This window comes from Sorangium sp. So ce327 (genome assembly GCF_051530205.1).
GTDB lineage: Bacteria > Myxococcota_A > Polyangia > Polyangiales > Polyangiaceae > Sorangium > Sorangium cellulosum_B.
The window spans coordinates 13,149,780-13,176,688 of the sequence record NZ_CP150330.1 but is presented as its reverse complement, the minus strand read 5'-3'; the positions used below and the strand labels follow the sequence as shown (position 1 = coordinate 13,176,688).

19 protein-coding genes are annotated in these 26,909 nt (G+C 71.6%); 8 read left to right on the top strand and 11 right to left on the bottom strand.

What is annotated here, in order from left to right; all coding sequences use genetic code 11:
• Positions 1-43 precede the first annotated feature (43 nt).
• The 3 genes from WME95_RS49490 to WME95_RS49480 all read left to right on the top strand — a co-directional run bounded on the left by WME95_RS49490 (position 44) and on the right by WME95_RS49480 (position 4,209).
• On the top strand, positions 44-1,177 hold the full coding sequence (locus WME95_RS49490) for a mannose-1-phosphate guanylyltransferase (RefSeq protein ID WP_437906122.1): 1,134 nt from the start codon (positions 44-46) through the stop codon (positions 1,175-1,177).
• A gap of 429 nt (positions 1,178-1,606) precedes the next feature.
• Positions 1,607-3,082 (top strand): hypothetical protein, encoded by a 1,476-nt coding sequence (locus WME95_RS49485; RefSeq protein WP_437906121.1) that lies wholly within the window; start codon positions 1,607-1,609, stop codon positions 3,080-3,082.
• Between the two features lie 44 nt (positions 3,083-3,126).
• A complete protein-coding gene (locus WME95_RS49480; protein ID WP_437906120.1) occupies positions 3,127-4,209 on the top strand; it encodes an MBL fold metallo-hydrolase in 1,083 nt (360 codons plus the stop codon).
• A 73-nt stretch (positions 4,210-4,282) separates the two neighbouring features.
• On the opposite strand, the gene rsmI is transcribed toward WME95_RS49480, so the two are convergent.
• On the bottom strand, positions 4,283-5,161 hold the full coding sequence (gene rsmI / locus WME95_RS49475; protein ID WP_437906119.1) for a 16S rRNA (cytidine(1402)-2'-O)-methyltransferase: 879 nt from the start codon (positions 5,159-5,161) through the stop codon (positions 4,283-4,285).
• A gap of 3 nt (positions 5,162-5,164) precedes the next feature.
• Positions 5,165-6,454 (bottom strand): RNA polymerase factor sigma-32, encoded by a 1,290-nt coding sequence (locus tag WME95_RS49470; RefSeq protein ID WP_437906118.1) that lies wholly within the window; start codon positions 6,452-6,454, stop codon positions 5,165-5,167.
• 145 nt (positions 6,455-6,599) lie between these two features.
• On the opposite strand from WME95_RS49470, the gene WME95_RS49465 reads away from it, so the two are divergent.
• Genes WME95_RS49465 through miaA form a run of 3 tightly spaced genes read left to right on the top strand, consistent with a single transcriptional unit; the run spans position 6,600 to position 10,251 of the window.
• A complete protein-coding gene (locus WME95_RS49465) occupies positions 6,600-7,271 on the top strand; it encodes a hypothetical protein (protein WP_437906117.1) in 672 nt (223 codons plus the stop codon).
• Positions 7,268-9,313 carry a DNA mismatch repair endonuclease MutL gene (gene mutL / locus WME95_RS49460; protein ID WP_437906116.1) on the top strand — a complete coding sequence of 682 codons (2,046 nt, stop codon included), beginning with the start codon at positions 7,268-7,270 and terminating at the stop codon, positions 9,311-9,313. The genes WME95_RS49465 and mutL overlap by 4 nt, the downstream gene beginning before the upstream one ends.
• A complete protein-coding gene (miaA, locus tag WME95_RS49455; RefSeq protein ID WP_437906115.1) occupies positions 9,310-10,251 on the top strand; it encodes a tRNA (adenosine(37)-N6)-dimethylallyltransferase MiaA in 942 nt (313 codons plus the stop codon). Before mutL ends, miaA begins: the two co-directional genes overlap by 4 nt.
• A gap of 69 nt (positions 10,252-10,320) precedes the next feature.
• Here miaA and WME95_RS49450 read toward each other — a convergent pair whose 3' ends face one another.
• A complete protein-coding gene (locus WME95_RS49450; protein ID WP_437906114.1) occupies positions 10,321-11,052 on the bottom strand; it encodes a hypothetical protein in 732 nt (243 codons plus the stop codon).
• A gap of 496 nt (positions 11,053-11,548) precedes the next feature.
• Between WME95_RS49450 and WME95_RS49445 the strand changes: the two genes are divergently transcribed.
• A complete protein-coding gene (locus WME95_RS49445; RefSeq protein WP_437547947.1) occupies positions 11,549-12,001 on the top strand; it encodes a nuclear transport factor 2 family protein in 453 nt (150 codons plus the stop codon).
• Between the two features lie 12 nt (positions 12,002-12,013).
• Here the strand turns inward: WME95_RS49445 and WME95_RS49440 are convergent, their stop codons facing one another.
• From WME95_RS49440 to WME95_RS49420, 5 genes are all read right to left on the bottom strand, one after another.
• On the bottom strand, positions 12,014-14,374 hold the full coding sequence (locus tag WME95_RS49440; RefSeq protein ID WP_437906113.1) for a methyltransferase domain-containing protein: 2,361 nt from the start codon (positions 14,372-14,374) through the stop codon (positions 12,014-12,016).
• Between the two features lie 141 nt (positions 14,375-14,515).
• Positions 14,516-15,805: a DUF1552 domain-containing protein gene (locus WME95_RS49435; RefSeq protein WP_437906112.1), complete on the bottom strand. Its 1,290-nt coding sequence runs from the start codon at positions 15,803-15,805 to the stop codon at positions 14,516-14,518.
• A gap of 100 nt (positions 15,806-15,905) precedes the next feature.
• Positions 15,906-17,231, bottom strand: coding sequence for a DUF1552 domain-containing protein (locus tag WME95_RS49430; RefSeq protein WP_437906111.1), 1,326 nt, complete (start codon positions 17,229-17,231; stop codon positions 15,906-15,908).
• Positions 17,232-17,282: 51 nt separating this feature from the next.
• On the bottom strand, positions 17,283-19,016 hold the full coding sequence (locus WME95_RS49425; protein WP_437906110.1) for a DUF1592 domain-containing protein: 1,734 nt from the start codon (positions 19,014-19,016) through the stop codon (positions 17,283-17,285).
• Positions 19,017-19,688: 672 nt separating this feature from the next.
• Entirely contained in the window at positions 19,689-20,231 is a 543-nt protein-coding gene (locus tag WME95_RS49420) for an inorganic diphosphatase (RefSeq protein ID WP_272096779.1), read from the bottom strand.
• 359 nt (positions 20,232-20,590) lie between these two features.
• Here WME95_RS49420 and WME95_RS49415 point away from each other — a divergent pair, with 359 nt between their 5' ends.
• Entirely contained in the window at positions 20,591-22,018 is a 1,428-nt protein-coding gene (locus WME95_RS49415) for a hypothetical protein (protein ID WP_437906109.1), read from the top strand.
• A 57-nt stretch (positions 22,019-22,075) separates the two neighbouring features.
• Here the strand turns inward: WME95_RS49415 and WME95_RS49410 are convergent, their stop codons facing one another.
• The 3 genes from WME95_RS49410 to WME95_RS49400 all read right to left on the bottom strand — a co-directional run bounded on the left by WME95_RS49410 (position 22,076) and on the right by WME95_RS49400 (position 26,890).
• A complete protein-coding gene (locus tag WME95_RS49410; protein ID WP_437547936.1) occupies positions 22,076-23,407 on the bottom strand; it encodes a phosphoribosyltransferase family protein in 1,332 nt (443 codons plus the stop codon).
• Positions 23,408-23,551: 144 nt separating this feature from the next.
• Positions 23,552-24,745 carry a hypothetical protein gene (locus WME95_RS49405; protein ID WP_437906108.1) on the bottom strand — a complete coding sequence of 398 codons (1,194 nt, stop codon included), beginning with the start codon at positions 24,743-24,745 and terminating at the stop codon, positions 23,552-23,554.
• A gap of 150 nt (positions 24,746-24,895) precedes the next feature.
• Positions 24,896-26,890 (bottom strand): DsbA family protein, encoded by a 1,995-nt coding sequence (locus tag WME95_RS49400; protein WP_437906107.1) that lies wholly within the window; start codon positions 26,888-26,890, stop codon positions 24,896-24,898.
• Positions 26,891-26,909: the final 19 nt, after the last annotated feature.

The following is a 26,909-nucleotide window of genomic DNA, read 5'->3' as shown; positions in this document are numbered from 1 at the left end:
CTTCGCCGTCCAGACCGCACGTCCACACCGAGGAGAAGCGCCGATGACCCCGACCGACCCCTCGATCCATGTCCTGATCCTCGCCGGCGGCGCGGGCACCCGCTTCTGGCCGGCGTCGCGCGCCGCGCGCCCGAAGCAGCTCTTGCCGCTGCTCGGCGGCGAGCCGCTCCTCGCCGCGACGGCGCGCCGCGTGCTCCCGCTGTGCGCCCGCGGCGGGCGCGCGGGCTGGGAGCGCGTCTGGATCGCGACCGGCCAGCACCTGGTCGCGCCCACCCGCGCGGCGCTGCCCGAGGTGTCCGAGCGGCGCCTGCTGGTCGAGCCAGCGCCGCGCAACACGGCGCCGTGCATCGGCTGGGCGGCCGCCACCATCGCGCGCGACGACCCCGAGGCGGTCGTCGTCGTGCTCCCGAGCGACCACCACATCGCCGACGTGCCGCGGTTCCTCGAGGCGCTGGGGGCCGCCGTCGCCTCGGCCCAGGGCGGAGCGATCACGACGATCGGCGTGCGCCCGACGCACCCGGAGACGGGCTTCGGTTACATCGAGGTGGAGGAGGCCGCCGGGGCGGAGGGCGCGGAGCCCCGCCGCGTGCGGCGCTTCGTCGAGAAGCCGAGCCGCGAGCGCGCCGCGGAGTTCGTGGCGAGCGGCCGCTTCCTCTGGAACGCGGGGATGTTCATCTTCCGCGCGGGCGACATGCTGGCCGCGATCCGCGCCCACCTGCCGGCGCTCGCCGCGGGGCTCGACGAGATCGACCGCGCCGCCGCGCTGGGCCCTGGCGCCGAGGCGGAGGCCGTCCTGCGGGTGTTCCCGGGCCTCCCGGCCATCAGCGTCGATCACGGCGTGATGGAGCACGTCGCCGGGCTCGCCGTGGTGCCCGGCGACTTCGGCTGGAGCGACGTGGGCAGCTGGCAGAGCGCCTGGGAGCTCGCCGACAAGGACGAGCGAGGCAACAGCGCGCCCGCGGGATCGGTGCTGATCGACGCGCACGGCAACCACGTGGTCGATCTGCGCGCGCGCGCAGCGCCCGACGATCGCCGGGTCATCGCGCTCGTCGGCGTCGAGGGGCTCGTGGTGGTCGAGACCGACGACGCGCTGCTGATCGTGCCGCGTGATCGCGCGCAGGACGTGAAGCACGTCGTGGAAGCGTTGAAGGCCGAGAGGCGGGACGGGCTGACCTGACCGGCGCTCGCTCCGCGCTGCCTGCGCTCCGGCGCAGGCAGAACTCCCGCGACGGAAGCACGGTTTTCATTGACAGCTCGCCGACGACGTGCCTGGAACGATGTAGCGTCGCCCTCTCACGACCGAGAAGGTCTGGGGACGCGTACACCTAGCGCTGCGCCACCGCGGACTCCACATCCGCCTGCTTGCACGACAGACGGTGTGTGAGCACGCGGGTCAGCGGCTTCGCGCACGGCCCGGCGTGATCCAGGTGCCCGCCGCAGCTCCGGGGGGGAACCGGCACAGCGAGCCGTTGGCAGCGCGGACTGGCCGCTGCTAGCGTCCCTGGAGGTGCCTGCTGACCGGCGCCACCGAGCCCCCATGCTGAACCGATCGCGGGTCATTTTTACGTCATCGCTGGATGGGCTCCCCGGGGGGATCCCCACGGTTATGGCCTACAACGAGCAAGACGATCACCTACGCCTCACCGTCCTGCTTGCCCACTTGCTCGGCGCCGGCTGTGATCCGAAAAACTTGAAGGCCTGTCTGGAGAAGAAGACTCCATGGTCGGCGCGCAAGAAGGCACTTCGTGAGCTCCTCGAGGAGAAGCGGAAGAAAAGCGACGGCACGATCGTCCGTCTCGTAGATCCGGACGCCTTGGATATCAGACTTCCTGCCTCCGCGCGCTGGGACGACGCGTTCTTCCGGCGCGAGCGGAGCGATCTCTTTCGTCTCCTGATGGATCGCTTCGATGAGGGGGGCTGGGACCTGGTGCGCCCCGAGCCTCGCCGCTCGACCAACGAAAAGCTCGCCGAGCTCAACCTCGAGATCATCGACGCCACCCCGCCGACCGACGCGACTAAGGGAGCTGATGACCTGCGTCTTGCGGCCGCGGCGGCTGCCCGTACCTCGCCGGCACTCCAGCCGCTCATCGAGGCAATGGTCCACATGGACAAGCTTCGCGCGCGCGAGGCCGCACGGATGCTGGAGGCGTGCGCGGTGCCGCGGGCCGATGAATTCGTCATCGAGATCGCCTATGACACACTCAGCGTCGACGCGATCGAGGCCGCGAAGCGCCTCTCGCTCCTACGCGGCCCGCAGAGATGGAACGGCATCGCCGGTGCGTTCCAGATCGAGATCGACCCCGGTGAGGGCTGGACGGAGCGCCTGGACGGCGTCCCCCGGGCGGCCGCGGACGAGCTCGCGCGCGCAGCATGGCTGGACATCCGGACGCAGCCGGACGGGAGCCAATGCTTCTCCATGACGAACGCGGTGCGCCGCTTTCTCCAGAGGCGCGCCGTCTTCACCAGCCCCGAGCGTGTCCGGCGAGAGCACAGCTGGCTGGCGCAGCGGCAGCCAGAAGGAATCGAAGAAGAGGTCGAGATTCACTATCACGCCATCGCCAGCGGGGACAGCGACTTTGCAATCAAGACAGCTCATTACTATGGCGCTGACCTCCGCAAGATCGCGTTCGAACTAAGCACACAACAGGGCAAGTACGACGAAGCAGCCACGCTGTACCGTGTCATCGTCGAACAGTTCGATGAGGAGGACGCTTACGCCTGGGAGTACTTTGCGTACAACCTCGCATACCATTACGACACAATAGGCCGTCATCCCAAGGCGATCCCGTCTCCGGACGTCGACAGGATTCGCAGCGCGTACATCAAGGCCAGCAGCTACGATGACAAGAACCCCCTCTACAAGGGACGCGAGCTCGCATTTCGTGTCCGCCTAGGCGAGGTCGTGCACGAGGAGTTCGGGAGAAAGCTGGCTCTCTTCCGAAAGGTAAGCGGCGACGAGGGTATTTCCTTTCTCGCCAAGCCCGTACTCCAAGCGCTGCGTGACGAGGGCTACCCGCTCGCCGGTGCGCCCTGGGCCGCCACGATCAAGCAGCATCCCGAGCTAGTGAGCTTCTTTCAGTGAGCTCGGCACACGCGGCCCTCTTCGCGGGCCTCCCTGCCCCGCAGATGGGCAAGCTCACACTTTATGTTTTTGGACCGGGCTTCGGCGAATCACAAGTAGTAGCGCTCCCCGATGGTAAGTGGATGGTTGTCGACTCGTGCGTCCACCGTGGCGTCAACCTTCCGCTGGAGCTGCTCCGGCACTTTGATGCGCCCGCGATCAATCTGCTGGTGGTGACACACCCGGATCTCGATCACTACAAGGGACTGCCCGAGCTCATCGCGGCGTTCAAGGTGGAGCGGCTCTGGCGTTACCCCGGCTTTCACACCGCCAGAGAGATCATACTCTCTCTCGAGAGAGGCGAGACCGACAACAAAAGCCTCCGCGAGCTACGACGCATGCAGGACGCCATGCTGCCGCTCATGAGGTCGGCGAGCGGACGGGAAGCCGCATACGACACACGCTTGCTGCCAGAACCCAAGGACTACCGGATTCACTGCATTGCCCCGTGTCCGCAGGAGAAGGTTCACGAGACGGAGCGGCTGGGGGCGCTCTTCAAGCGCGTCGAGCAGGGCAAGAAGCTCACGAAGGACGAGAAGCGCTGGCTCATGGGCAAAGCGAACCGCCTCTCGCTCGCCGTCGTGATCTGGTGGGACAATATTGGCATCCTCCTTGGCGGCGACGTCGAGCATGAGGATGGAACGCCGGACCGGGGGTGGCCCGGCATCCTCGCTGTGATGAACGAGGACGAGACGCTCGGACTCGTCCAGGGGCTACGGATCGTCAAGATCCCCCATCACGGCTCGAAGGGAGCTTTCTGTGAGCAGGCCTGGAAGCACCACGCCTCGAAAGGTCCCATCGAGATCGCAGTCTCTACTCGTTTCAATAAGAGCGCGAACCCACCGCCTCATCCCTCCGGCCTCGACAAGCTCATCCCCTATGCCCAGCAGCTCGCAATCACCTCCCCACCCGGCGACTTTTCGCCTGTGATCACCGCCGGCTGGCTGCCCGTCTCCCACGCATCGGGCCCTGGCGATGCCGCCTGCGTCGCCATCACCCTCGCGCCAGAGCCGCCCTCCTCGCTCGATCTCTCCGCGCAGGCCGCGCTCTTCGCGTCGCCCATGACCGTGCCCCCGAACGCCGGATGAGCAACGTCGTCACCGAGCTCCACAGTCCGACGATACGCAAGCCATCTCGGTGAGCTGGCTCCTTTCGGCTGCGCTACCCGCGCGGCTCCCCCCGCCGCGCCACGGCCCGCGTGTAGATCTCGCGCCGCGGCAGCCCGAGCTCCACCGACAGCTCCTCGGCGATGTGCTTGGCCCGCCTCCCCTGGGCGAGCTCCCGATCGATGCGCGCGTCGAGCTCCTCGTCGCTCGGGCGCGCGCCCTCCGCGGCCGGCTCCGCAGGCGCGAGCACGAGCGTGATCTCCCCGAGCCACTCCCGCTCGATCGCCGCGAGCTCCTCCACGCTGCCGCTCAGGATCTCCTCGTGCACCTTCGTCAGCTCGCGCGCGACGACGGCGCGCCGCCCGGGCATCCGCTCGGCGAGCTCGGCCAGCGTCTCGCTGAAGCGCCGCGGCGACTCGAACAGCACAACCGCCTCCGGCGTCGACGTGACGAGGGCCAGCGCCTCGCGCCGCTCGCGCCCGCCGCGGGGCAGGAACCCGACGAAGCGGAAGCCCCCCGTCACCAGCCCCGACGCGCTCACCGCCACCATCACCGCGCTCGGCCCGGGGATCGCCACGACGCGCGCCCCCGCCTCCGTGGCCGCGCGCACGAGCGCCGTCCCCGGATCGCTCACGACCGGCGTGCCGGCGTCGGTCATGAAGGCGATCGACTCGCCCGCCGCGAGCCGCGCGGCCGCGCGCGCCGCGTCCGCCTCCGAGGCGTGCGCGTCGAACCGGTCGACCGGCTTGCCCGAGACGCCGAGGTGGCCGAGGAGCGCCCGGGCCCGCCGCGTGTCCTCCGCGAGGATCCGGTCCGCCCCGCGCAGCGTCTCGACCGCGCGCAGCGTGATGTCGCCGAGGTTGCCGATCGGCGTCGCCACCACGTAGAGGCAACCGCGGTCGCTCGACCCGCCCTGCTCGCCGCCGCTCGACACGGCCTAGTCCATCTCGACGGCGTCGCCGAGCTCCTCCTGGAGGTACGTCCGCAGCTTGGACTGGAGCCGCGCCTCGAGCTGGCGCACGCGCTCGCGCGAGATGCCGAACTCGTTGCCGAGCTCCTGGAGCGTGAGCGGATCCTCGGCGGCCATGCGCTTGTCGAAGATGATCACGTCCTTGCCCTTCAGCGTCTCGCGGAACTTCGAGAGCCGATCGTGGACGAGCCTGCCCATCTCGCTCGCCTCGTACGCGGTGTCCGGGCTCGCCCCCGACGACACGAGCAGCTCGACGCGCGGGATCGTCCGGCCCTCGAGGTCGCCGACCGGGGCGTCGAGCGAGGCCTCGCCGCTCGCGAGGCGGCGGTCCATGTCGACGACCTCCTTCTCCTCGACCGACAGGCGCTTCGCGATCTCCGCCGCCGTGGGCTCGATGCCCATCGCCGAGAGCTTCGCCTTCTCCTTGTTGAGGTTGAAGAAGAGCTTCCGCTGCGCCTGCGTCGTGCCGAGCTTCACGAGGCGCCAGTTGTTGAGGATGAAGCGGAGGATGTACGCGCGGATCCACCAGGCCGCGTACGAGGAGAGCTTCACGCCGCGGTACGGGTCGTAGCGCTTCACGGCCTGCATCAGGCCGATGTTCCCCTCCTGGATGAGGTCCATGATGTTCTTGTAGGCGCGCCGGTACTCGTACGCGAGCTTGACCACGAGCCGCAGGTTCGCCGTCACGAGCCGCGCGGCGGTCGCGACGTCCTGCGTCTTCGTGTACTTGATCGTCAGCTCCTTCTCCTCGTCCGGCGTGAGCAGCGCGTGGCGCTGCACCTCGCGCAGGTAAGCCTGCAGCGGGTCCGTGCGCGACAGCGCGGCGTCGCTGCCGCCGCCGCCGCGGCCCTCGCCGCCGCTGGCCCGCGCGGAGCGCGGCAGCTCGATGTCGTTCAGATCGACGCCCGCGTCGTCGATCACCTCGCCGACGACCTCCACGACATCGCCCTCGTCGACGTCGCCCGCCCTCGCGGCGCCGCTCTCGGGCGCGCCGTCCGCCTCGTCGTCCTCCTCGCGCGGGCCCTCGTCGTCGCTCTCCGCGGGCTGCGCCTCGCCGCCCGCGCGCCCGCCGTCCTTCGCGGTGGAGCGCGCGCGGCGCTTCGCGGCAGGCCGGGGGGCCGCGTCCGAGTCGGGCCGGAGGTCCGCGCCTTCACCCTCCGCTCCGGCCTGGAGCCCCGCCTTCGCCACCCCGTCGGGCTGGGGCGCTCCGGTCCCCTTCGTTCGCTTCGTTCGCGGCTCGCTCTTGCTCTTCGCCACCCGGACCTCGTCCTCGAAGTTCTAGTACAGCCCCGCCGCACCGCGCCACCTGTGCCGGCGCGCAGGCGCGCGGGCGCTTCGCGATCCGGAGGCTACCCGCTCCGCGATCCGCAGGTAAGGAAGAGAGCGCGCGAGATCGGAGAACGTGCTACACGCCAGCCTCCTCCACGTGGACTCGCACCGCCCTCCGCGCCCGCGCTCGCTGCGCCCCTGGTACCTGGTGGCCACCATGCTGCTCACCTGGCTCATCGGCGTGCGCGGCTTCATGGCCGGGTGCGGGACGGCCATGTACCTGCGCGCCGGCATGGCCCCCGACGTCATGGCCGTGGCCGAGCAAGCGCGCGACCAGGGGGATCCATTCCAGTTCACGTTCCTCGTGCTCGAGGCCGCGCAGGCGCGCGCGCTGAGCCTGTACCAGGACGTCTCCTTCCCCCTCAGCATCGGGAAGCTGCTCCTCGGCGGGCTGCTCGTCGTCGCGAGCGGGCTGGCGCTCGGCGGGCGGCCCGGCACGCGCGGCTTCGTCCTCCAGGTCCTCATCGCCAACCTGGCCTTCGCCGCGGTCGAGTACGCGCTCACGCGGGGCGTCCGCGGCGCCTGGATCGACATGGTGGCGCAGGCGGGGGCGCTCCTCCCGCCGGACATCCCCGAGCGCGCGGGCCTCACGAACACCGGACTCTGGTGGACCGCCGAGCGGGTGCGCTTCGCGATCTTCGAGCTGGCCGTCCTCGGCTCCGCCGCGGTGGCGCTGACGCGGGAGCGCACCAAGACGTACTTCCAGGCGGTCGCCCGGGCGGTCGACCCCGGCGACGAGCCATGAGCACCGCGGAGAGGATCGCCGGCGCGGATCCTCGATCGACGCTCACGCAGGCGCAGGTCGAAGAGCGGAGGGTCGCCATCCTCCCGGACGACCTCGCCAACCAGATCGCGGCGGGCGAGGTGGTCGAGCGGCCGGCGAGCGTCGTGAAGGAGCTCGTCGAGAACGCGCTCGACGCGGGCGCGCGCCGCATCCGCGTCGACATCGAGGGGGGCGGCGTCGGCCTGGTGCGCGTCGCGGACGACGGGCGCGGGATGAGCCGCGAGGACGCCTCCCTCGCGGTGCTCCGCCACGCCACGAGCAAGATCGCCCGGATCGACGACCTCCGCAGCATCCAGAGCTTCGGCTTCCGCGGCGAGGCGCTCCCGAGCATCGCCTCGGTGAGCCGCTTCTCGCTGCGGACGCGGCGCGACGGCGAGGCCGAGGGGACGGAGATCCGGATCGAGGGCGGCGGCGCGGCGCAGGCCATCCCCTGCGGGTGCGCCGCCGGCACCGTGGTCGAGGTGCGCGATCTCTTCTTCAACGTCCCCGCGCGGCGCAAGTTCCTGCGCGCCGTCGGCACCGAGTCGGCGCACGTGTCCGAGATCGCGCAGGCGGTCGCGCTCGGCGAGCCGGGCGTGACGCTGGTCCTCTCGCGCGACGGGCGCGTCGCCCGGGAGTGGCTGCGCACCTCGAGCCGCGCGGAGCGGGCGCGCGCGATGCTCGCGGGCGAGGAGCTCGCGACGTGCGCGGGCCAGCGCGGGCCGCTCACGGTCGAGGCGTTCGTGTCGCGGCCGGAGCGCGCCCGCTCGGGCGCCAGCTGGCTGTGGATGTTCGTGAACGGCCGGCACGTGCGCGACCGCTCGCTGGCGCGCTCGATCGCGCTCGCCTACGGCAGCGTCCTCGAGCCGGGCCGGTACCCGATCGGCGCGGTGTTCATCGATCTGCCCGCCGAGCTCGTGGACGTGAACGTCCACCCCCAGAAGGCCGAGGTCCGCTTCGCCGACGGCCGCGCCGTCGCCGACGCGCTCTACAAGATCGTCGCCGCGCAGGTGGCCGCGGCGTTCGGCCTGCCCGCGCCGGCCCCCGGCGGCTTCCAGGGCCGCAAGGGCAAGCTCTTCGAGGACGCGGCGTCCCCGCCCGGAGACGCCTGGGTCTGGTCGAGCGGCCCCGCGGCGGAGGCGCCGGCGGCAGGTCCATCGGCGCCCGCCGCGGGCGCATCGGGCGAGCGGCAGGGGCCGCCGGCCGATCCATGGGGCCTCGGCGGCGACCTCGGCGGGGTCCCGCCGGCGCGTCCTCACGCTGCGCCGGCCGGGCCGGCAGCGCCGGCGCAGCTCGGGGCGTGGGCCGACGTCGCGGCGCTCGATCTGCTGGCGCGCGGCGGGCCAGGCGAGCCGCCGGCGCCCGCGCCGGGGTCGCCGCCCGTCCCCTACCCGGATCTACCGGCGCGCAACGGGCCGGTGCTCTCCGCGGCCGAGCGCGTTGTCTCCTGGGGGTCGCTGCGCTTCCTCGCCCAGGTGCGCAACACCTTCTTCGTGTGCGAGGGGCCGGACGGCATCTACTTCCTCGATCAGCACGCGGCGGCGGAGCGCGTGACGTTCCACCGCCTGCGCGCGTCGTTCGACGGGCGCGACGTCGCCACGCAGAAGCTGCTCTTCCCCGTGATCGTCCAGGCGGCCCCGGCGGAGGTGGCGCTCGTCGAGGAGGCGCAGGAGGCGATCGCGCGGCTCGGGCTCGACGTGCGCCCGGCGGGCGCGGCGCAGCTCGCGGTGCACGCGGTGCCGACGCTGCTCCGCCGCGCGGCGCCCGAGCGCCTCGTGCGCGACCTCGTGGACGAGCTCAGCCACTCGGGCGAGCGCGCCTTCTCGGGCGCGGTGGACCTCGCGCTGGCGACGATGGCCTGCCACGGCTCGCTGCGCGCGGGCGACCCGGTGGCGCCGGAGGAGGCGCGGGCGCTGCTCACGGCGCTCGACGAGGTCGACTTCGCCGGCCACTGCCCGCACGGTCGGCCCATCGTGATGCGCGTCGGCTGGCCCGAGCTGGAGCACCGCGTGGGGAGGCGGTGAGCGAGGCGGCGCTCGAGCTCGCCCCCGACGCCGGCGCGGCCGCGCCGTCGTGGGAGACGATCGCGCCGCCGGCGCCGGGTGAGCTGCTCGTCGTGGTCGGCCCGACGGCGAGCGGCAAGACCGAGCTCGCCATCCGGCTCGCGGAGCGGTTCGGCGGCGAGGTGGTGAGCGCCGACAGCGTGCAGATCTACCGGGAGTTCGACCTCGGCTCCGGGAAGCCGACCCCCGCCGAGCGGGCGCGCGCGCCGCACCACCTTGTCGACGCGGTCGATCCGCTCCAGGCGATCGACGCCCAGCGCTTCGCGGAGCTCGCGGAGGCGGCGATCGACGACATCCGCGGCCGCGGCCGGGTCCCCGTCGTCTGCGGCGGCACGTTCCTCTGGGTGAAGGCGCTCGTGCTCGGCCTGTCGCCCGCGCCGCCCGCCGATCCCGAGGCGCGCGCGCGCCACCGCGCGATCGCCGACGCCGAGGGGCGCGCCGCGCTCCACGCGCGCCTCGCCGCCGTGGATCCGGAGAGCGCGGCCCGCCTCGCGCCCAACGACCTCGTGCGGGTCAGCCGGGCGCTGGAGATCTACGAGCGCTCGGGCCGGACGCAGAGCGCGTGGCACGCGGAGCACGGCTTCCGGGAGCGCCGGCACGCCGCGCGCCTGCTCGCGGTGCACCGGGACCGCGCCGAGCTCGACCGCCGCATCGAGGCCCGCGTCGCCGGGTGGCTGGAGCAGGGCTGGGTGGAGGAGGTCCGCTCGCTCCTCTCCCGCGGCCACGGCGACGCGCGGGCGATGGGCTCCGTCGGCTACCGGCAGGTGCGGGAGCACCTGGAAGGGCGCCTGCCGGCCGACGAGCTCGCGCCGGCCATCGTGCGCGCCACACGCACCTTCGTGCGCAGGCAGCGCACGTGGTTGAGGGACCAGGCGGTCGCGTACGTCGCGCTGTCATGAGTCCTAAACCATAATAGTTACAACAACTTATACCTGGGCCGCCCGCCGGCGAGGCGCCGCGGGCGACGCTCATCTGCGCTCCTCGCCGGTCCCGCCGGCGCCGCGGCGCCTGCCCGCTCCAGCCGGGGGCATGCGCCACCGCACCTCTCCGTCGCAGCGCGGGCAGGCCGCGGTGGACGGCCGCGCCTCCTGGGCGAACGCGACGCGCCCGCAGTGCGAGCAGACGGTCATGTGGCGCTGATAGATGTCCGGGCTCGAGAGGATCGCCGCGGCGAAGAGGCTGAGCACGACGTCGCTCAAAAAGTCGCTCTCGCGCGGCGCTGGCAGCCAGCCGGATCGGTCGCCCACCACGGCCCAGCGGACGCGCGCGCTGTACAGCGCTGCACGGAGAAAGTTGCCCTCGGGGTCCGGCGCCACGAAGTCGAGCAGCGCGCTCCCCACGCGCCGGCGCGCGCGCCCGGTGAGCGCCGCGACCGCCTCGGGCCGCTCGTCCAGCTCGCGGAGCGCCACGGTCTCCGCGCCCGGCTCGCGCACCGCGCGCGGGGCCGTCATCCACCCCGGCGCGATCACGTGATCATCGAGCCACGCCCTGAGCTCATGGGGCTCCCAGGGGCGGTTCGCCACCTGCATGAAATGGAGCGCCCCGGCCAGGCTCGGGCTCGCGAGCATGCGCCCGCGCAGGGCGACGAACGATCGGGCCCTCCCGGCATCGGCGCGCGCGCGCCACCCGAGCCTCCTGCTCCGGCTCGCGAGGTCCGTCGGCGCGGCGCCGGGCATCGGGATCTTCAGGGAATTGCTCATGAGTTCCATGGGGTCTTCCGCCCCGCTGTGCGCCGCGGGGAGCGGCCGGCGGATCGGCGATGTGCGACGCGGTAAGCGCCCGGCGTGCCAGCCGCCGCGGAGGCCCGGAGCTCCTCGCGCGCGCGGGCGGCGCGCGCAGATACGGCATGTTCGCGCGCGCCGGCGGCGCCGCTGAGGCCTCGAAACCGCCGTCCGCCGAGCGCGGTTGCGGGGTCCAAGCCTCAGGGGGCCACCAGCGCGTCATCGACACCGCAGCTCGCGACGCTTCATGGGCTCACCCCGGCGGCGCGGGCGCGCGCGCGTCCGATGCCGCGCCGCGCCGCTCCGCTCCGACAGCCTCCCTCGGACGATGTCGAACCCCAGAGGGCGGGGGGGGCGGGGCCCTTCTCGCCTTTTTACGTCCATGCTAACCGCATGTCTCCTCCGGCCAGGAACGGCTCGAGAGAGCTCACCACGGAGCACGACGCCTCCTGCTCCACGCGACGAAAGGACGACCATGACGCGAGAGTTGAGTGACGTGCAGGCGATCCAGAATGTCGTTGTCCGGATCGCTCACCACATCGATAAGCGGCGCTGGACCGAGCTCCGCGGCCTCTATGCCGACGTCGTGGTGGCCGATTTCACGTCGGTCTTCGGGGGCGAGCCGCAGGAGCAGAAGACGGACGATCTGCTCGCGGGCTGGAGCAAGTTTCACGACGCGATCGACGCATCACAACATTTCCTCGGCCCCCTCGACATCGAGGTGAAAGGAGAGCACGCCTCCGTGGAGTGCCATGTCCGCGCCCACCATCGGTTCGCGCGCGCGCCGGGCGGCGAGGACTGGCTGGTCGCGGGCCACTACCGCTATGAGCTCGCCAGGCACGCCGGCGGCTGGAAGATCTCCAAGGTCAGGTTCGAGGTGTCGTACCAGACCGGTAACACGAACATGTTCGAGGAAGCGCTCAGGTAAGGCCGCCGCGGGTCATTGCGGGTGTGGCGGCGCGATCGCCAGGCCGAGCGCGTGCGCCGCGCGCAGGGCCGCGACACGGAGGTGGCCGTCTGGCAGGCGCTCTCGCCCTGCGACGAGCTCGATCAGCGGCACCCACGAGAGCCGCCGAGCGGCATCGGACCCCGGCGCGAGGTCGGGCACGGCGGCAGCCGAGGCGGGCGCGCCGGCCGAGGCAGGCGCCGCGGTGACCACGAAGGCGAGCGGCTGGACCAGCTCCGGGGTCAGCCCAGCCGAAGGGCGGTAGGCCCCGCCGAGCTCGACAGCCGCCCCCACCCGAACGCCGTACTCGGCCTGCAGCCGCTCGCGCACGAACGCCTCGGCGGCCGAAAGCGCGCTCACGCTCCGCGGCAGCCGCCACGCCGGCGCGACAAGGATGCCGCTGTTGCCGGAGAAGCTCTGGGCGGCCGGCAGATCGTCGTCGTCCACGCCGAGCACCACCTCCCCCGACGGCGCCCGCGCGAGCAGCGCCGTCGAGACCGTGAGCACCCCGAGCGGCCGAGGCACCACGTACTCCAGCTCCCGCGCGGCCACCACGCCGCCGTCTGCTGTGAGCTCCTCGAAGCGCGCCCGCCGCACCTCGAGGAACCCCGCGCTGGCGCTCGGGTCCACCCGCGAGAACCTCCGGCGGCTCGGGCGCCCGAGCAGCGCGGCGAGCGGTGTCGGCTGCAGGGCGGCCCCCCCGGCGTCTTCGTCGCCGGCGCCGGCACCGCCAGCGACGCCCGCGCCGGCCGCCGCGAGCGGGATCTCGTCGCCGATCCACGGCCCGAACGGCAGGCCGAAGCGCGCCAGCAGATCGTAGACGTTCAGCTCGAGCCGCGCGTCGGGCAGGCCGCCGACCTGCGCGGCGCGGAGGAGCTGGCGCGCCTCGATGGCGCGGATGCGCCCCGAGGTGCCGAACCCCGACACGTTCTCCGAGGGCGCGTTCACGAACGTGGGCTCGACCTCCACCAGCATCGAGCGCACCTCTTCGAGGATGCCGCCCGGCGACGGGTAGTACGTCGTGCCCGGGATCATGCGCTGGATCGCCGCCGCCCGCACCCCGGCCGCCCGCTCCAGCGCATACTCGACCGTGTGCCCGACCGGGAACTCGGTCTGCACGACCGCGATCGGCTCGGCCAGATAGTCCGCCGGCCCGCTGCCGTCGAGCGGAGGCGTCTCCTCGCGGCAGGCGCGCGCGATCGGCCGCGGATAGCTGGTCCGCGCCAGCACATACGCCGTCTCACCCGCGAAGAAGAACGGCACGATGTCCAGCGTGGGGTGCGGCCGCGCGGCCAGGTCGAACACCTGCCCTGTCGCCCGATCCTTGTGGTGCTCGATCCGCAAGAACTGCCTGGCGCCCTCCGCGGGCGCGAGCCGGAACGAGACCCCTTGACCGGCCTTCACCTTCTCTCCGACGATCAGGTAGTTCGTGGGCGGATAAGGCAGGCGCGCGCCCGTGGCGTCCCGGAGCTCGAAGCGACCGACGAACCTGTTCCGCACGATCCAGGGGTTGCGCAGCGGCGTCGACGACAGCACGCGCAGGCCGAGCCGCGCGAAGAGCGCCTCGAACTGCGCTTGAGAAAAATAGGTGTACTCCTCCTTGACCTCGGCCTCCCAGTCAGCGCGGTAATCCTTCCTCAACACGAACTCGACAGCATGCTTGTGGGCGAGGCGATACCGGCGCCACCCCGGGCGCGGCGCGGGGAGCGCGCCGGAGGGCTCGCTCGCGGCGCGCGCCAGCGGGAACCCCGGCTCCGGCGAGAGCGAGCGAAACTCGCCCGCGAACCGCTCGAGCAGCGCCGCCGTCGAGGCGCTGCGGGGATCGCGGCCGTCGTCGCCGTCCTCGGCGGGCACGTCAAGAAACACCGTCTCCGGCCCGGGATCGACGAAGTCCCTCACCACGAGCACCCCGCCCGGCGAGAGCTGCTCCACCTGCGCCGCCAGCGCATCGGCGGCGTTCGCGTGGCGGTAGCCCCCGTACGAGGTGACGTGGTGGAGCACCGACGAATCGAAGATCCCGTCGAGGCTCTCGGGCGGGAATACCGTCCTGGCGATGTCGCCCAGCTGAAAGCCCAGGTTCGGGTGCTGATGAGCGCGGCGCGCGAGCTCGACGACCGTCGGATCGATGTCGACGCCGATGACCTCGAGGCGCGGGTAGAGCTGGGCCAGCGCGGCGCTGCCCTGCCCCGAGCCCATGCCCATGTCGGCGACGCGGCCCTCGCACAGGAGGTGCGCTGCCGTGAGCGCGACCTTCTGGCGCATCGACGCGTCCATCGCCGACAGGTACCGCGCGTACGCGGACAGGTCGTCTCGCCGTTGATCTGCCTCGTATCCCGCCGGCGCGCGCGTCGTCATGGTGACGAGTGTACGCCGGGCGCGGGACGGGGGTCGACGGCGGCGTGCGCCCGGGAGAGCGCAGGCGCCCGGGCGCGACGCGGCGGTCGCGGGGAACCGGAGAGAGAGAGCGCGCGCGCCGGGAAGCGGCGCGCAGCCGCCTCAGGTGGCCGAGAGGCCCGGGAGCGGCGACTTGGACCGGAGGTTCGGATCGCCGAAGCCGGAGAAGTCCGTGACGCCCATCGCGTCGCACAGGCTGAGCAGCACGCGCTCGTGCCGCTCGCCGCTCTTGATGTACCGGCCGCCAGGGGCCGTCTTCAGATAGCCGCCTTCACCGCTCGCCAGGACGAACTTCATCTCGTTCTGGTTGTGGTTCGGCGAGTCGCCCATGTCGCGGCACCAGGCGATCAGCGTGTTGTCGAAGAGCGTCCCGGAGCCGTCGGCCTCCGGGATCGCCTTCAGCTTGTTGATGAGGTCGACGAACCGCTGCGACAGCCACTTCTCCAGCTTGATCAGGTCGAGGTGCGCCGGTGCGCCGGTGTGGATCATGGCGCCGTGCTCGTCGCCCTTCAGCCCGATGTCCGGGAGATCGACGTTCATGGCCTGATCCGAGCCCCACTGGATCGCGCCGACGCGGGTGATGTCGCACGCGAACGCGCCGACGAGGAGATCCATGTGGAGCAGGTTGGCCTGGAGCGGGTTCGCCGGATCGGTGGCGGGCTTCGTCGGCACGCTGCAGCCGCCGGTCTGGCCGGACGACGCGTTGGACAGCCGCTCCTCGACCTGCCGGATCGAGTCGATGTGCAGCTCCAGCTTGTACTTCTGCTCGGAGCCGAGGTTCCCCTCGAGCGCCTTGATCTCGTTCTTGAGGTGATCGAGGACGCTCTTGCGGCGGCGCAAGAGATCGTCTGACGACGTGTTCGACGGGATCGCCGAGCCGAACAGGGTGGAGTAGGCGGACGTCGGAGAGGCGATGCCCGGCAGGTTGTCCTTTCGATAGTACGGCGATTTCCCGCCGCTCACCGTGCTCTCGGCCCCGAGCAAGAGCGAGGGGATCTGCGTCTTCGTGCCGGCGGCGATCAGCTTGTCCGCGATGAACTGGTCGACGGAGATCAGCTTGGCGGGGTCGCTGAAGCCGAGCCCCGTCAGGGCGTCGGGCGCGCCGTGGTTGTTCCCCGGATTCCCGCTGGGGAGGCCGTCCACGAGCACGACGTGCTGCTTCACGTCCGCGAGCGGCGACGTCGACTCGCTGAACGTGGGGGTCTCGCCCGAGACGCTCGTGGGCTTCCAGATCGATGGCGCGGTCCCCATCGTGCAGAACAAAAGGAGCCGCTTGGGCTTCCGGCCGGGCGCCGCCTCGGCGATGGAGTCCAGGAATGGGTTGAACAGGAAGCCGGCCCCGACGCTGGCCCCCAGCCCCATGAGGAAATCTCTACGACGATGGCTGCGCATGAACGACCCTCTCACGCTACCGATCTCGCGCCAGTGGAGCTCGCCGCGACAGGCGCGTGGGGGCGCACCTGTCGCGGCGAGCGGCCTCGCGCCCTCGGTGTCAGGTCGCGGCGATGCCGGGGAGCGGCGACTTGCTGCCCAGAGCCGGATCCCCGAAGCCGGAGAAGTCCGTGACGCCCATCGCGTCGCACAGGCTGAGCAGCACGCGCTCGTGCCGCTCGCCGCTCTTGATGAACCGGCCGCCAGGGGCCGTCTTCAGATAGCCGCCGTTGCCGCTCGCCAGGACGAACTTCATCTCGTTCTGGGTGTGGTTCGGCGCGTCGCCCATGTCACGGCACCAGGCGACGAGCGTGTTGTCGAGGAGCGTCCCGGAGCCGTCGGCCTCGGGCGTCGCCTTCAGCTTCTTGATGACGCCGACGAACTGCTGGTGCAGCCACTTCTCGAGCTTGATCAGGTCGAGGTGCGCAGGGGCGCCGGTGTGGATCATGCCGTTATGCTCCTCACCGCTGAGCCCGATCTCGCTCAGGTTCGCGTTCATCATCTGATCCGAGCCCCACTGGATCGCCGCGATGCGGGTGATATCGCACGCGAACGCGCCGACGATGATGTCCAGATGAAGCTGGTTGGCCTTCAAGCCATTGGTCATGTCGCCGGCGGGCGTTCCCGGGACAGAGCAGGAGCCTGTCCCTCCTCCTCCTCCTCCCGGGGTCATCGTGTTCGAGAGCCGCTGCTCGAGCTGGCGGATCGACTCGAGGTGCAGATCCAGCTTGTACTGCTGCTCCTTCCCCAGGTTCCCCTTGAGCGACGAGAGCTCTTTCGTGAGGTTGTCGAGGACGCTCTTGCGCCGCTTCAGCAGGGCCTCGGCGGCGCTGTTGTCGGTGCTGCCTTGGTTGTTGGACGGCGTGAAGCCCGTGAACACGGTCGAGTAGGCGGACGTGGGGGAGCCGATGGGCGACAGGTTGGTCCCCTTGTAGAACCCCGTCTTGCCGCCCTCGACGGCGGCGCCGAGCAGGAGCGAGGGGATGGGCGTTGACAGCCCGCTGCCCTTCAGCTTCTCGACGATGTACTGGTCGACCGAGATCAGCCCGTAGGGGCCGTTGCTGTAGTAGCCCATCCCGGTGAGGCCGTCGGCGGAGCCGTGGTTGTTGCTGGGGCTCCCGCTGGGGAGGCCGTCCAGCATCACGATGTGCTCCTTCACCTCCTCGAGCGGCGAGGTGGACTCGCTGAACGTGGGGGTCTCGCCGGAGACGCTCTTGGGCTTCCAGATCGAGGGGGCCGTCCCCATGGTGAAGAAGATCAGGAGCCGCTTCGGCTTCTTCCCGGGAGCCGCGTTGGCGATGGAATCATAGAAGGGAGAGAACAGAAGGCTGGCGCCCAGGCTGGCCCCGACACCCTTGAGAAACTTCCTACGACTGTGGCTGCGCATGACCGATCCTTTCACTCGCTACCGATCTGTTCTTGGGTTGCAGCCGTGGGGTCACGGACCTTGGACTCTGCGGGTGAAGTGCGGCGCGCGCGTCAGCGCGAGCCACACGCTCTTGAGGCGGAACTCGTCCGCCGCGGCGACCTGCTGGACCGTCTCGTACGTGCAGCCGTCCTGCTCCCAGGTGCCGCCGAACGCGTAGTACGACCAGTAACGGACCATGCACGCCTTGACGTCCTCGCTCGCCGCGAGGTAGTCGGCCAGCTCGGTGACGCCGCTGAAATTGACGTCTCCACCGGTGGGCGGCTCGACGACCGTGCCGGTCACGTCGACGGGGATCCCGTTCTCATCGTTCCGCCACCGGCCGAACGTGTCGTAGTGCTCGAAGCCGACGCCGATCTTGTCGGTCAACTTGTGGCAGCCCGCGCAGTATTCGGCCTTCGTGTGCTGCTCGACCATCTCGCGCGTGGTCGCCGGGGTCTCCAGGGGCTTGACGTTCGGATCCACGCCGGGCGGCGGGGGCTCGAGCGGCTGGCAGAGGAGCCGCGTGCGGACCATCTTGCCGCGCTGGGTCGGCGAGGACAGCTTCGCGCTGCCATGCCCCGTCAGGAAGCTGCCGTGGGCCAGGATGCCCCCGTCGCGCTGCCCCGGGGGGAGCGTCACCTTCGTCAGCTCGGTGCCCCCGGCGCCGTTGATGCCGTAGTGCGAACCGAGGCTGGCGTTGATGAACGTGTAGTCCGCCTGCAGGAGGTTGGCGAACGTGCCGTTCTGGTTGAACGCGGTGTCCACGACGAGCGCCTGCGTCTCGGCCATCATGTCCTTGCGCATGGCGTCCGTGAGATCGAAGACCGTGTTGTCCTTCACCGCGGTGACGAGGCGGTTCAGCTGGAGCCAGCCGCGCATGAACCGCATCATCTCCTTCTCGGCGAGCGGCCTTGTCGCCGAGTCCTCCAGCAGGCGCAGCGCGTGCTGGGCGATCTGCTCGCTGGTCAGGTTGGCGCCCTGGGCGGCGGCCGCGTCGGCGGCCTGCAGCAGCGCCTCGTCCGGCATGGTCCCGGTCAGCAAGTACGAGAGGTTGCTCGCGATCTCGTGCGGGGTGAGCTCATAGACGCCCGAGCCGCTCGCCTCGGTCCCGATCTCGTGGCGATAGAGGAAGTACGGCGACTGCAGCATGGCGCCCACGACCACCTTGGCGCCGTCCTCGAACGACTTCTCCGCCCCGAACAGCGCGTCGTAGGACAAGACGCGCTCGTCCGTGAGCTTGTCGCGGAACGCGCGGCGGCCGAAGTCGCGGATGAACTCGGTCCGGCAGCTCGCGTCCAGGGTCCTGCACGTCGTCGTGGTGATGCTGGCGAGCTTGTTCGTCACCGCCCAGTCGGCGGTCGTCTCGGCCCAATCCATGATCTGCTGGGCCGTCAGGTCGCGAATCACCAGCGCGTTCGCGTCGGCCGAGAACCCGAGCACCTGCGGATCGTTGAAGATGCTCGGAAGGGCGACGGACTGGTCCTTGAACAGATCGCGGACAGTGGCCTCGAATTGATCCACCGTCAGGCGACGCACCACGCGCGGGCCCGGGGTGCTCTTGTCCGCAACCTCGCACTCCGACACCTCCGGGATCTCCGGGGGCACCTCCGGCGGATCGCCGGGGCCGCCGCCGTCACCGCCGCTGCTGCTACTGCCGTTGCCGCTGCCGTCGCTGCTGCCGCCGCTACTGGTCTCGGAGGGCGTCCCGTCGGGATTGCCGAGGTTGCCCAGGCAACCGAGCGGGCCGGCGAGGAGAAGCGCCACTGCGGAGTAGCGGCGACACGCTTTCGCCGAAACTAAGCTATTAAGCGTGCTCATCATTGCTTGAGAAAAGCTGATGTCTCTCATGTTGTCAAGCCCCGATCAAGCGGTGTCGCCTCGATAATCCATGCGCATACCCGCGCGCTTCAATGGCCTGTCACCGAATCGTCCGCGTAATTTATGTCGTTTACGTTGATTGCGTTGGCCGCGTTCGAATCGTTTTCAGCGTCGTTTTCAGCGTCTTTGCCCTGTCTGCTCGCCTGTATGCGTCATGGTGGGCCCTTGGTGGCTCTCCCCGGAGCGACGTCGAGTTCGACGCTCCGCGTTGAGCCGACTCACGGTGTCACCCGCCACGCCAGAGAGCTCGACCTCCCACCGGATCCGAGGTCGAACCGGAGCCGCTGGATCGCCGGGCGCGTTTCGACCTCAGGGCTCTGGGCGAGCCGCTGGGCAAGGCCTTCGTCGTCCATGAGCGTCGAGAAGCGATCCACAAAAAGCGGTTAAGCAACCCTCGTGCCGAGTGTTCTCGCGGGGTTACCCGGCGCCGCTGTGCCCGGTTTCTGGATTTTTTCGAGGATTGCGAGGGGTGGACGCCGAGGGGTCCAGGAAGGGCGATCCACCGCTTCCGCGATCCATCCATGCGCCGCTGCAACCCGACCCCCACGGCCAGCCGAGTCAGCCCTTGGACCAGGCGCTGATCGAGCGATAGCTCGCGACGGACTCCTCGATGACCTCCAGGGCGCGGTTCCTGTCGTACATCGTATCTACCTCTGCGAGCTTGTTCTCGAGCGTCTTGTAGTCGATGAAGAACCGCATGAGCTCCTTGGTCACGTGCGGCGGCAGCTCCTCGTGGGTCAGGTAATGGGCCACGGAGGGGTCGTCGACGGCGACCGCGATGATCTTGTCGTCGACGCCCTTGTCGTCGCGCATGAAGAAGCCGCCGATGGCGCGCGCCCTCACGATCGTGAGCGGCACGACCGGCTCCTGCATGATGACGAGGACGTCGAGAGGGTCGCCGTCGCCCGCGTGCGTCTGCGGGATGAAGCCGTAATTGGCCGGGTAGTGCACTGACGAGTAGAGCACGCGGTCGAGCATCAAGAGCCCGGTCTTCTTGTCGAGCTCATACTTGCACTTCGATCCTTTCGGGATCTCGATCACCACCGGGAAGAAGTCGTGTCGGCTGTCGGGGAGCAAGATGTCGTGGAGCGGATGGGTCATTGAATCGTCCTGGGCTTTCGCCCCCGCCCGGGAGGCGGGCGAGGGCGCACAGGATACCAGGAGTTCGATTCGGTGAGATCGGCGTCCAGACACCCCCGCATTCCCGCTCTGGAACGAGATGAGCCACGCCACCGCCGGGGCCCTCCAGGCGCGGGGCGGCGGGGGCGCAGGACCGACGTTGGCGAGCATGGGCAAGGGCGGTCGCTCGTGCGATGAGCTAGCGCGAAGCCGCCGGGGCAGACTCGCCGGCGGATCTCCGGATACCAGGTGCGCTTCCCATGAGACCGTTCCCCACACGCGCCCCAGCGGCGCGACCAGAGCGAGCGCCCGCGCTGCGACGCAAGGCGCCCTGGGCGCTGGTGGTCCTCGCCCTGGGCGCGGCCCTCGGCGGCCCCCCTGCGGCAGCGGCGCGCGCGGCGGACGCGCCGTCGGCCAGGCCGCCCTCGCCCGTCGCGAGCGCGCAGGCCGGGGCGCCTCCCGACGACAGCGCCTCGGAGGCCGCCGCCCCGCCGGCCGAGGGCCGACCCGTGGTCTCGCCGGTGCAGCGCCCGGGCGAGCGCGATGTCCGCGATGTCCAACAACGCGCTTGCTCCTTCACGCTGCCCGTCTGCGTGCACGCGCCCGCGGACGTCCCCGGCGCCGCCCTCCTCGAGAGCCTCACCCACCTCGAGACCGCGATGCGGACCTACGACGCGCTCGGTTTGCCGCGCCCGCTCCCCGATGGCGCGCGGGGCGGCGGCCCATCGTACGATCTCTACCTGGAGCGCGGCCCGCGCCGCGGCCCGAGACGCGTGGGGCACGATATGCGGGCGCTCGGGGAGCGGTTCGACGCCGCGAGCGCGTTCGCCATCATCGCAGCGCCGGGGCGCGGCGGCGGGTGCGCGAGCGCGTCCGACGCGGCCTACGCGCTCGGAGCCGCCGTCGCCATGCGCCTCGACGCCGGGGCGGAGGAGGGCGCGATCGCCATGACGGCGAGCTACCTCGCCGCGATCGCGGCGCCCTGCGCGGCCGAGGAGCTCGCCGCGGTCGACGCCTTCCAGCGGGCGCCCGAGCGGGCGCTCACCGGCGCGGCGCTCGGCGCGCTCGACGGCGGCCTGCTCTTTCCGTGGTTCCTCGACGACGCGTACGGCGCCGGGACGCCGGCGCAGGTCGCGACGTCGCTGCTCGCCATCGCGGCGCAGTCCACGCCCGCGGGCGCGGCGCGCTTCCACGCCGAGCCCGACACCTTCGATGCGCTCCGGGCGTCCCTGCGATCCCGCGGCGAGGACCTCGACGACCTGCTCCTCGAGTTCGCCATCGCGCGAGCGTTCCTGGGCAGCCGCAGCGACGGCGCGCACCTCTCCGACGCCGAGCGCTTCGGCGATTTCGGCCGGGTTCGCTTCGAGTGGTCGCTGCCCTACGCCACGCTCCCGCGGCGGGTCGCGCCCCTGCGCCCGATCGAGCCGACCGGCGCGACGTACCTCTGGCTCGATCTCTCGGCGGAGAACGCGGCCGCTAGGCCGGATCTCGAGACGGCCGAGATCACCTTCGTGGCCGACTGGGAGCTGCCCGCGCTGTTCCGCTGGGCGATCGTGAAGGTCGACGCGCACGGCGCCGAGGCCGGCCGCGTCGACGTGGCCGGCGTCTTCGGCAGCAGCCGCGCGCAGCGCACGGTGGTGGGGCTCGACGGGCTCTCGGGGCTGCTCGTCGTGGGCGTCAACGCGGGGAGCATGATCCGGAGCCTCCCGTTCGATCCCGACGACGCGCCGTTCATGCCGCACGCGTACACGGTCTGGCTCTCCAGGTAGGCGCCGCGCCGGCCGGCGCTCCCGCCGGGCGCCCTGCGCAGGCCGCCGGCAGGCGCGTCACGCCCTCGCCTCGGCTCCTCGCGCGATCAGGTGCTGCGCGAACCACTCGCCGGCGAGCCGGGCGACCGCCGCGAGCGCGCCCGGCTCCTCGAACAGGTGCGTCGCGGAAGGCACGACGGCGAGGCGGCGCGGGCCCGCGAGGTCGTCGAGGGCAGCCTGGTTCAGCGCCAGCACCTCGGTGTCCGCGCTGCCCACGATGAGCAGCGTCGGCGCGCGGACCATCGCCAGGGCCGCGCCCGCGAGGTCGGGCCTGCCGCCGCGCGACACGACGGCGCCCACGGCGCGCGGCCGCGCCGCCGCGGCGATGAGCGCGGCCGCCGCGCCGGTGCTCGCGCCGAAGTAGCCGACCGCGAGGTGACGGAGCTCGGGTCGCGCGAGCGCCCAGTCCGTCGCCCCGATCAGCCGCCGCGCGAGCAGATCGACGTCGAAGCGGAGGTGGGCGCTCCGGCGATCTTCCGCCTCTTCCTCGTCGGTGAGCAGGTCGAAGAGCAGCGTGGCCAGCCCCCACCGCCAGAGCGCCTCCGCGACCGAGCGGTTGCGAGGGCTCCTGCGGCTGCTGCCGCTGCCGTGCGCGAAGATCACGAGGCCGCCCGCCCTCTCCGGGATCGCCAGGTCCCCGGGGAGCGCCGCCGTCCCTGCCTCGACGAAGAGGGGCCGCTCCGCCCCTTCCGGCCTCGGGACCTCGCGCCGCGCCTCGGCGAGCAGCGTGGCGACGACGTCGTCGGATGTCTGCGAGAAATCCTCGTAGTAGGCGCCGATCGCCTGGAGGCCCGGGTCCTCCTCGATGCAAGCGATGCCGTCGACCTCGCGGCTGAGCGACGACAGGCTCGACGGCGCGGCGACCGGCGCGGCGAGCACGAGCCGCCTCGGCGAGCGCTTGCGCAGGTCGCGCAGCGCGGCCCGCACGGTCCCGCCGGTCGCGATGCCGTCGTCCACGACGATCACCGTCCGCCCCTCGACGCGGGGCATCGGCCTGTCGCCCCGGAACCGGCGCACCCCGCGCTCCACCTCGGCGGCCTGCCGCTCCGCGATCTCGGCGAGCTCCGCCTCGGAGATCCCCAGCAGGGCGACGAGGCCCCGATCGATGTACACCTCGCCCCCCTCGGCGATCGCGCCCACGCCGAGCTCCGGCTGCCCGGGTGCGCCGAGCTTGCGCACGATCCACACATCGAGCGGCGCGCCCAGGGCGCGCGCCACCTCGTAGCCCACCTCGACGCCGCCGCGCGGCAGGGCGAGCACGAGCGGCGCCTCGCTCCTGTACCCCGAGAGCAGCTGCGCGAGCCTGCGCCCGGCGTCCCTGCGATCCTCGAACAGCTTCGCTCGCCCCATCGCCCCCTCCCCTCACGTCCCCTCCCGCGACCCCTTCAAGAGCGGTGCCGCGGGGCGCGCGCGGCGCGGGCTCGGCCGCGCGCGACGCGACGAGAGGCGGGGGTTGACCGCGAACCGGGCAAGGCCGCGCCCGTCACCGCCCCATCAACCGAACAGGCTCCACTCGTCCTCGATGAGCGAGAGCGCGTTGATCAGCTCGACCGCGAGCTCGCGCTCGAGCCACTCGTCGATGCGCTGGCCCGCGGCGATCGCGCTGAAGCCCGCGCGTGGGATGCGCTTCGCGAGGTGCGAGAGGCACGAGCCGGTCCGATCGAGGCGCGCGACCCAATCGGTGTCGCGATAGGCATATCTGGCCTGGTGGAACAGCGAGTCGCTGAGCGCCGAGATCCTGTCGCGCACGACGTCGGCGGGCTCGGCGCGGGACGCGATCGCCTCGCGCACCTCGCCGATGGCGCGCAGCACGAGGCAGACCGGCGCGCCCGGATGGAACGAGGTGCGCTTCGGTGTGAACGTCAGCCCGTCGAGCGCAAGGAAGTACCAGGCCTGCGGCGAGGACACGCGATAGAGGAATGCGGCGTTGCAGGCGTCGGCCGCCCTCATCGCGATCTGCCATGCGCCTTGCTCGTCGATACCGTCCTGCTCCGCGGGCATCCCGTCGATGCGCTCGATCCCGGCGCCGCTGGCGAGCGGGTCGGCCCACGCCATGACAAGGACCGAGGTCGCGCACGACCAGCTGCACAGGAGGCGCGCGCTCGCCTCCGCGGACACGCGCCCGCTCGGCGCGATCCAGACGAAGCGCCCCTCCTTGAGATCGGCGCGGTACTCGTGGAGCGCGGCGCCGTGGCCTTCGAGCTGCTGGAAGAGCTCCTCCCCCCGCGCCGCCCAGCGCTGGGCGAGGGCCTCCTCGGCGCTCTCGGACGGCGTGTCGTCCCAGTCGAGCTCAGGCGGCCGGGGCGGCGAGAACTCCGCGTCGTCCGCTCCGCTCTTCGCCTTCGCGTCCCGGGGTCGGCGCTTCGGCGGCGCGGCGCTGGCCTGCTCGCCGGCGCGCGCTCTCGGGGGCCGCATCCTCGGCGCCGCCGGTGGCTCGGCCGCCGCGCGCTTCCCCGGCGCTGCCGGTCGCTTCGCGACGGCGGCCTCCACGAGCGAGGTCGCGCCCTTCGCCTTCCTGGGCCTGGCGCGCGAGCTTGCGGGCGCCCGCTCCTGCCCGTCGCGCAGCGCGGCCGGCGGGCCCGCCTTCGCGCCCGCCTTGCCATGACGCCGCGCGCGCGCGGATCCGCTCGATGCCTTGACGGTGCGCCTGGGTTCGGCCGATGTCCCTCGACCGCGCGGTTTGGGCATTGCGACAGGCTATCACGAGCTCGAAGCGCGATATCGATGGAGGCGCCCCGGGAAACGCACATGGTGAGCCGAGCGCCACATCGCTCGGAGCGCAGGTCCTGGGGCCCGGAGCCGGAGCGCGCGCCGCCGAAACGCGCGTGTCGTGCGTGTTCAGTTCGCTTCGCTGAGGGCGCGCCGAACTACCTTCTTGAATTTCGCGAGCGGCTGGGCTCCGCTGACCAGGTAACCGTTGATCACGAACCCGGGAGTCCCGGTGATGCCGGCGCTCCGCGCGGCCTGCGCGTCGGCCTCGACGGCGGCGCGATGGGTGTGCTCGTCGAGCGCCTTTGCGAAGCGCGCCGCGTCGAGCCCGAGGCTCTTGGCGTGCTGCTCCAGGGCCGCGCGGTCGAGGTTTGAGGCGTCGCTCACCTTGAAGAGCAGGTCGTGCATCTTCCAGAAGCCGGCCGGCCCTTTCTGCGCGAGCGCTTCCATGGCCGCTTCGGCGGCCAGCTGCGCCTCCGGGTGGAAGGGGAGCGGCAGGTGGCGGTAGACGACACGGACCTTGCCCGGGAACGCCTTGATGAGCTCGTCCATCGTGGCGGCGGCGCGCCCGCAGAAAGGGCACTGGAAGTCGGAGAACGCCTGGATGACCACCTTGCCCGCGGCCGCGCCCTTGCTGGGGTGGCCCTTGGGCGCCGGCGGCACGGACACCTTCGGCGGCGGCGCCGGCGGGACCGCCTGCTTCTGGATGGCCTCGTACACCTTGGCGCGCGGCGTCCCGGCCACGACCATCGCCTCCGCCTTGGCGATCTCCTCGTCGATGATCGCCTGGAACTTCTCGATCGGCTGCGCGCCGACGAGGCTGCGGCCATTGATGAAGAAGTGCGGGGTCCCCTGGGCGCCGAGATCGTCGGCGAGATCCACGTCGGCCTCGATCTTGGCGGCGTGCTTGTGCGAGGCGACGGCGCGCTTCACCGCGTCGACGTTCAGCCGGAGGTCCGCGGCGACGGCCTCGAGGGCGGCGTCGTCGAGGGCGGCCTCGCCGGCGAGGAGGCGATCGTTGGCCTGCCAGAAGGCGTCGTTTCCCTTCTGGGCGCGGGCCTCGCGCGCCAGCTCTGCAGCGGGCTCGGCCCGGGGATGGAACGGGAGCGGGTTGTCCTTCCAGACGACGCGCAGCTTGTCGCCGTACTGCGCCCTGAGCTTCTCGACCGTCGGCGTGACCCGCCTGCAGAACGGACACTGATAGTCGCTGAACAGCACCATCGTCACGAGCGCCGTGTCCACGCCGCGCACGGGCGAGTCCCCGACGGGCACGAGGTGCACAACGCCGCCGTCGCCTTCCTCTTCGGCGTCGTCGGGCTCCTCGGCGGGAGGAGCGAAGTTCTTCTTCGCGAGCGCCGCGTAGATCTTCTCCGGCGGCGTCCCCTCGGCGCGGAGCGCCTGCGCCGCGGCGAGCTGCGCGTCGATGATCTCGGCGAACCGCTCCGCCGGCTGCGCGCCGACGAGGAGGACGCCGTTGATGAACGACGCCGGCGTGCCGTTCACGCCGAGCCGCCCGGCGAGCGCCATGTCCGCGTCGACCTTCTGCGCCGCCCTGCTCTGCTGGACGAGCTGCTGGATCTGGCCGGGGGTCACGCCGGCCCGCCGGAGCGCGGTGGCCTGGACCTCCGGCGAGAGCCGCTCGTCGGCCGTGAAGATGGCGTCGTGAAACGCCCAGAAGGCCTTGGGACCCGCGTGCGCGAACACCGCCATCGCGGCCTCGGCCGTCGGCCGCGCCTGCTTGTGGAAGGCGAGCGGGAAGTTCTTCCACACGACCCGCAGCCGCTCCGCGCCGTACCGCTGCTCCAGCTGCCTCAGCGTGCCGCCCAGGTGCTTGCAGAAGGGACACTCGAAGTCGGAGAACACGACGATCGTCACGGGCGCGAGCCGGCCGCCGCGCGCCGGATCCGCGCGGGTCACCGGCACAGGACCGGGGTCGCCGTCCGCGACCATCACCTCGTCATCGAACGTCGCTCCCGGATCCGCGGCTGGGCCCGGCTGCCGCGCAGGGGCGCCGCTGCTCCTCGCCTGCGAAGCGTCTGGAGGGGGCGGCGGCAGCGCGGAGCTGCAAGCCAGGGCGAACAGCAACGAGAGCCAGGCGACGGCGGCGATGGCGCGGCGAGACATCGCGCGAGTGTACTCCGGT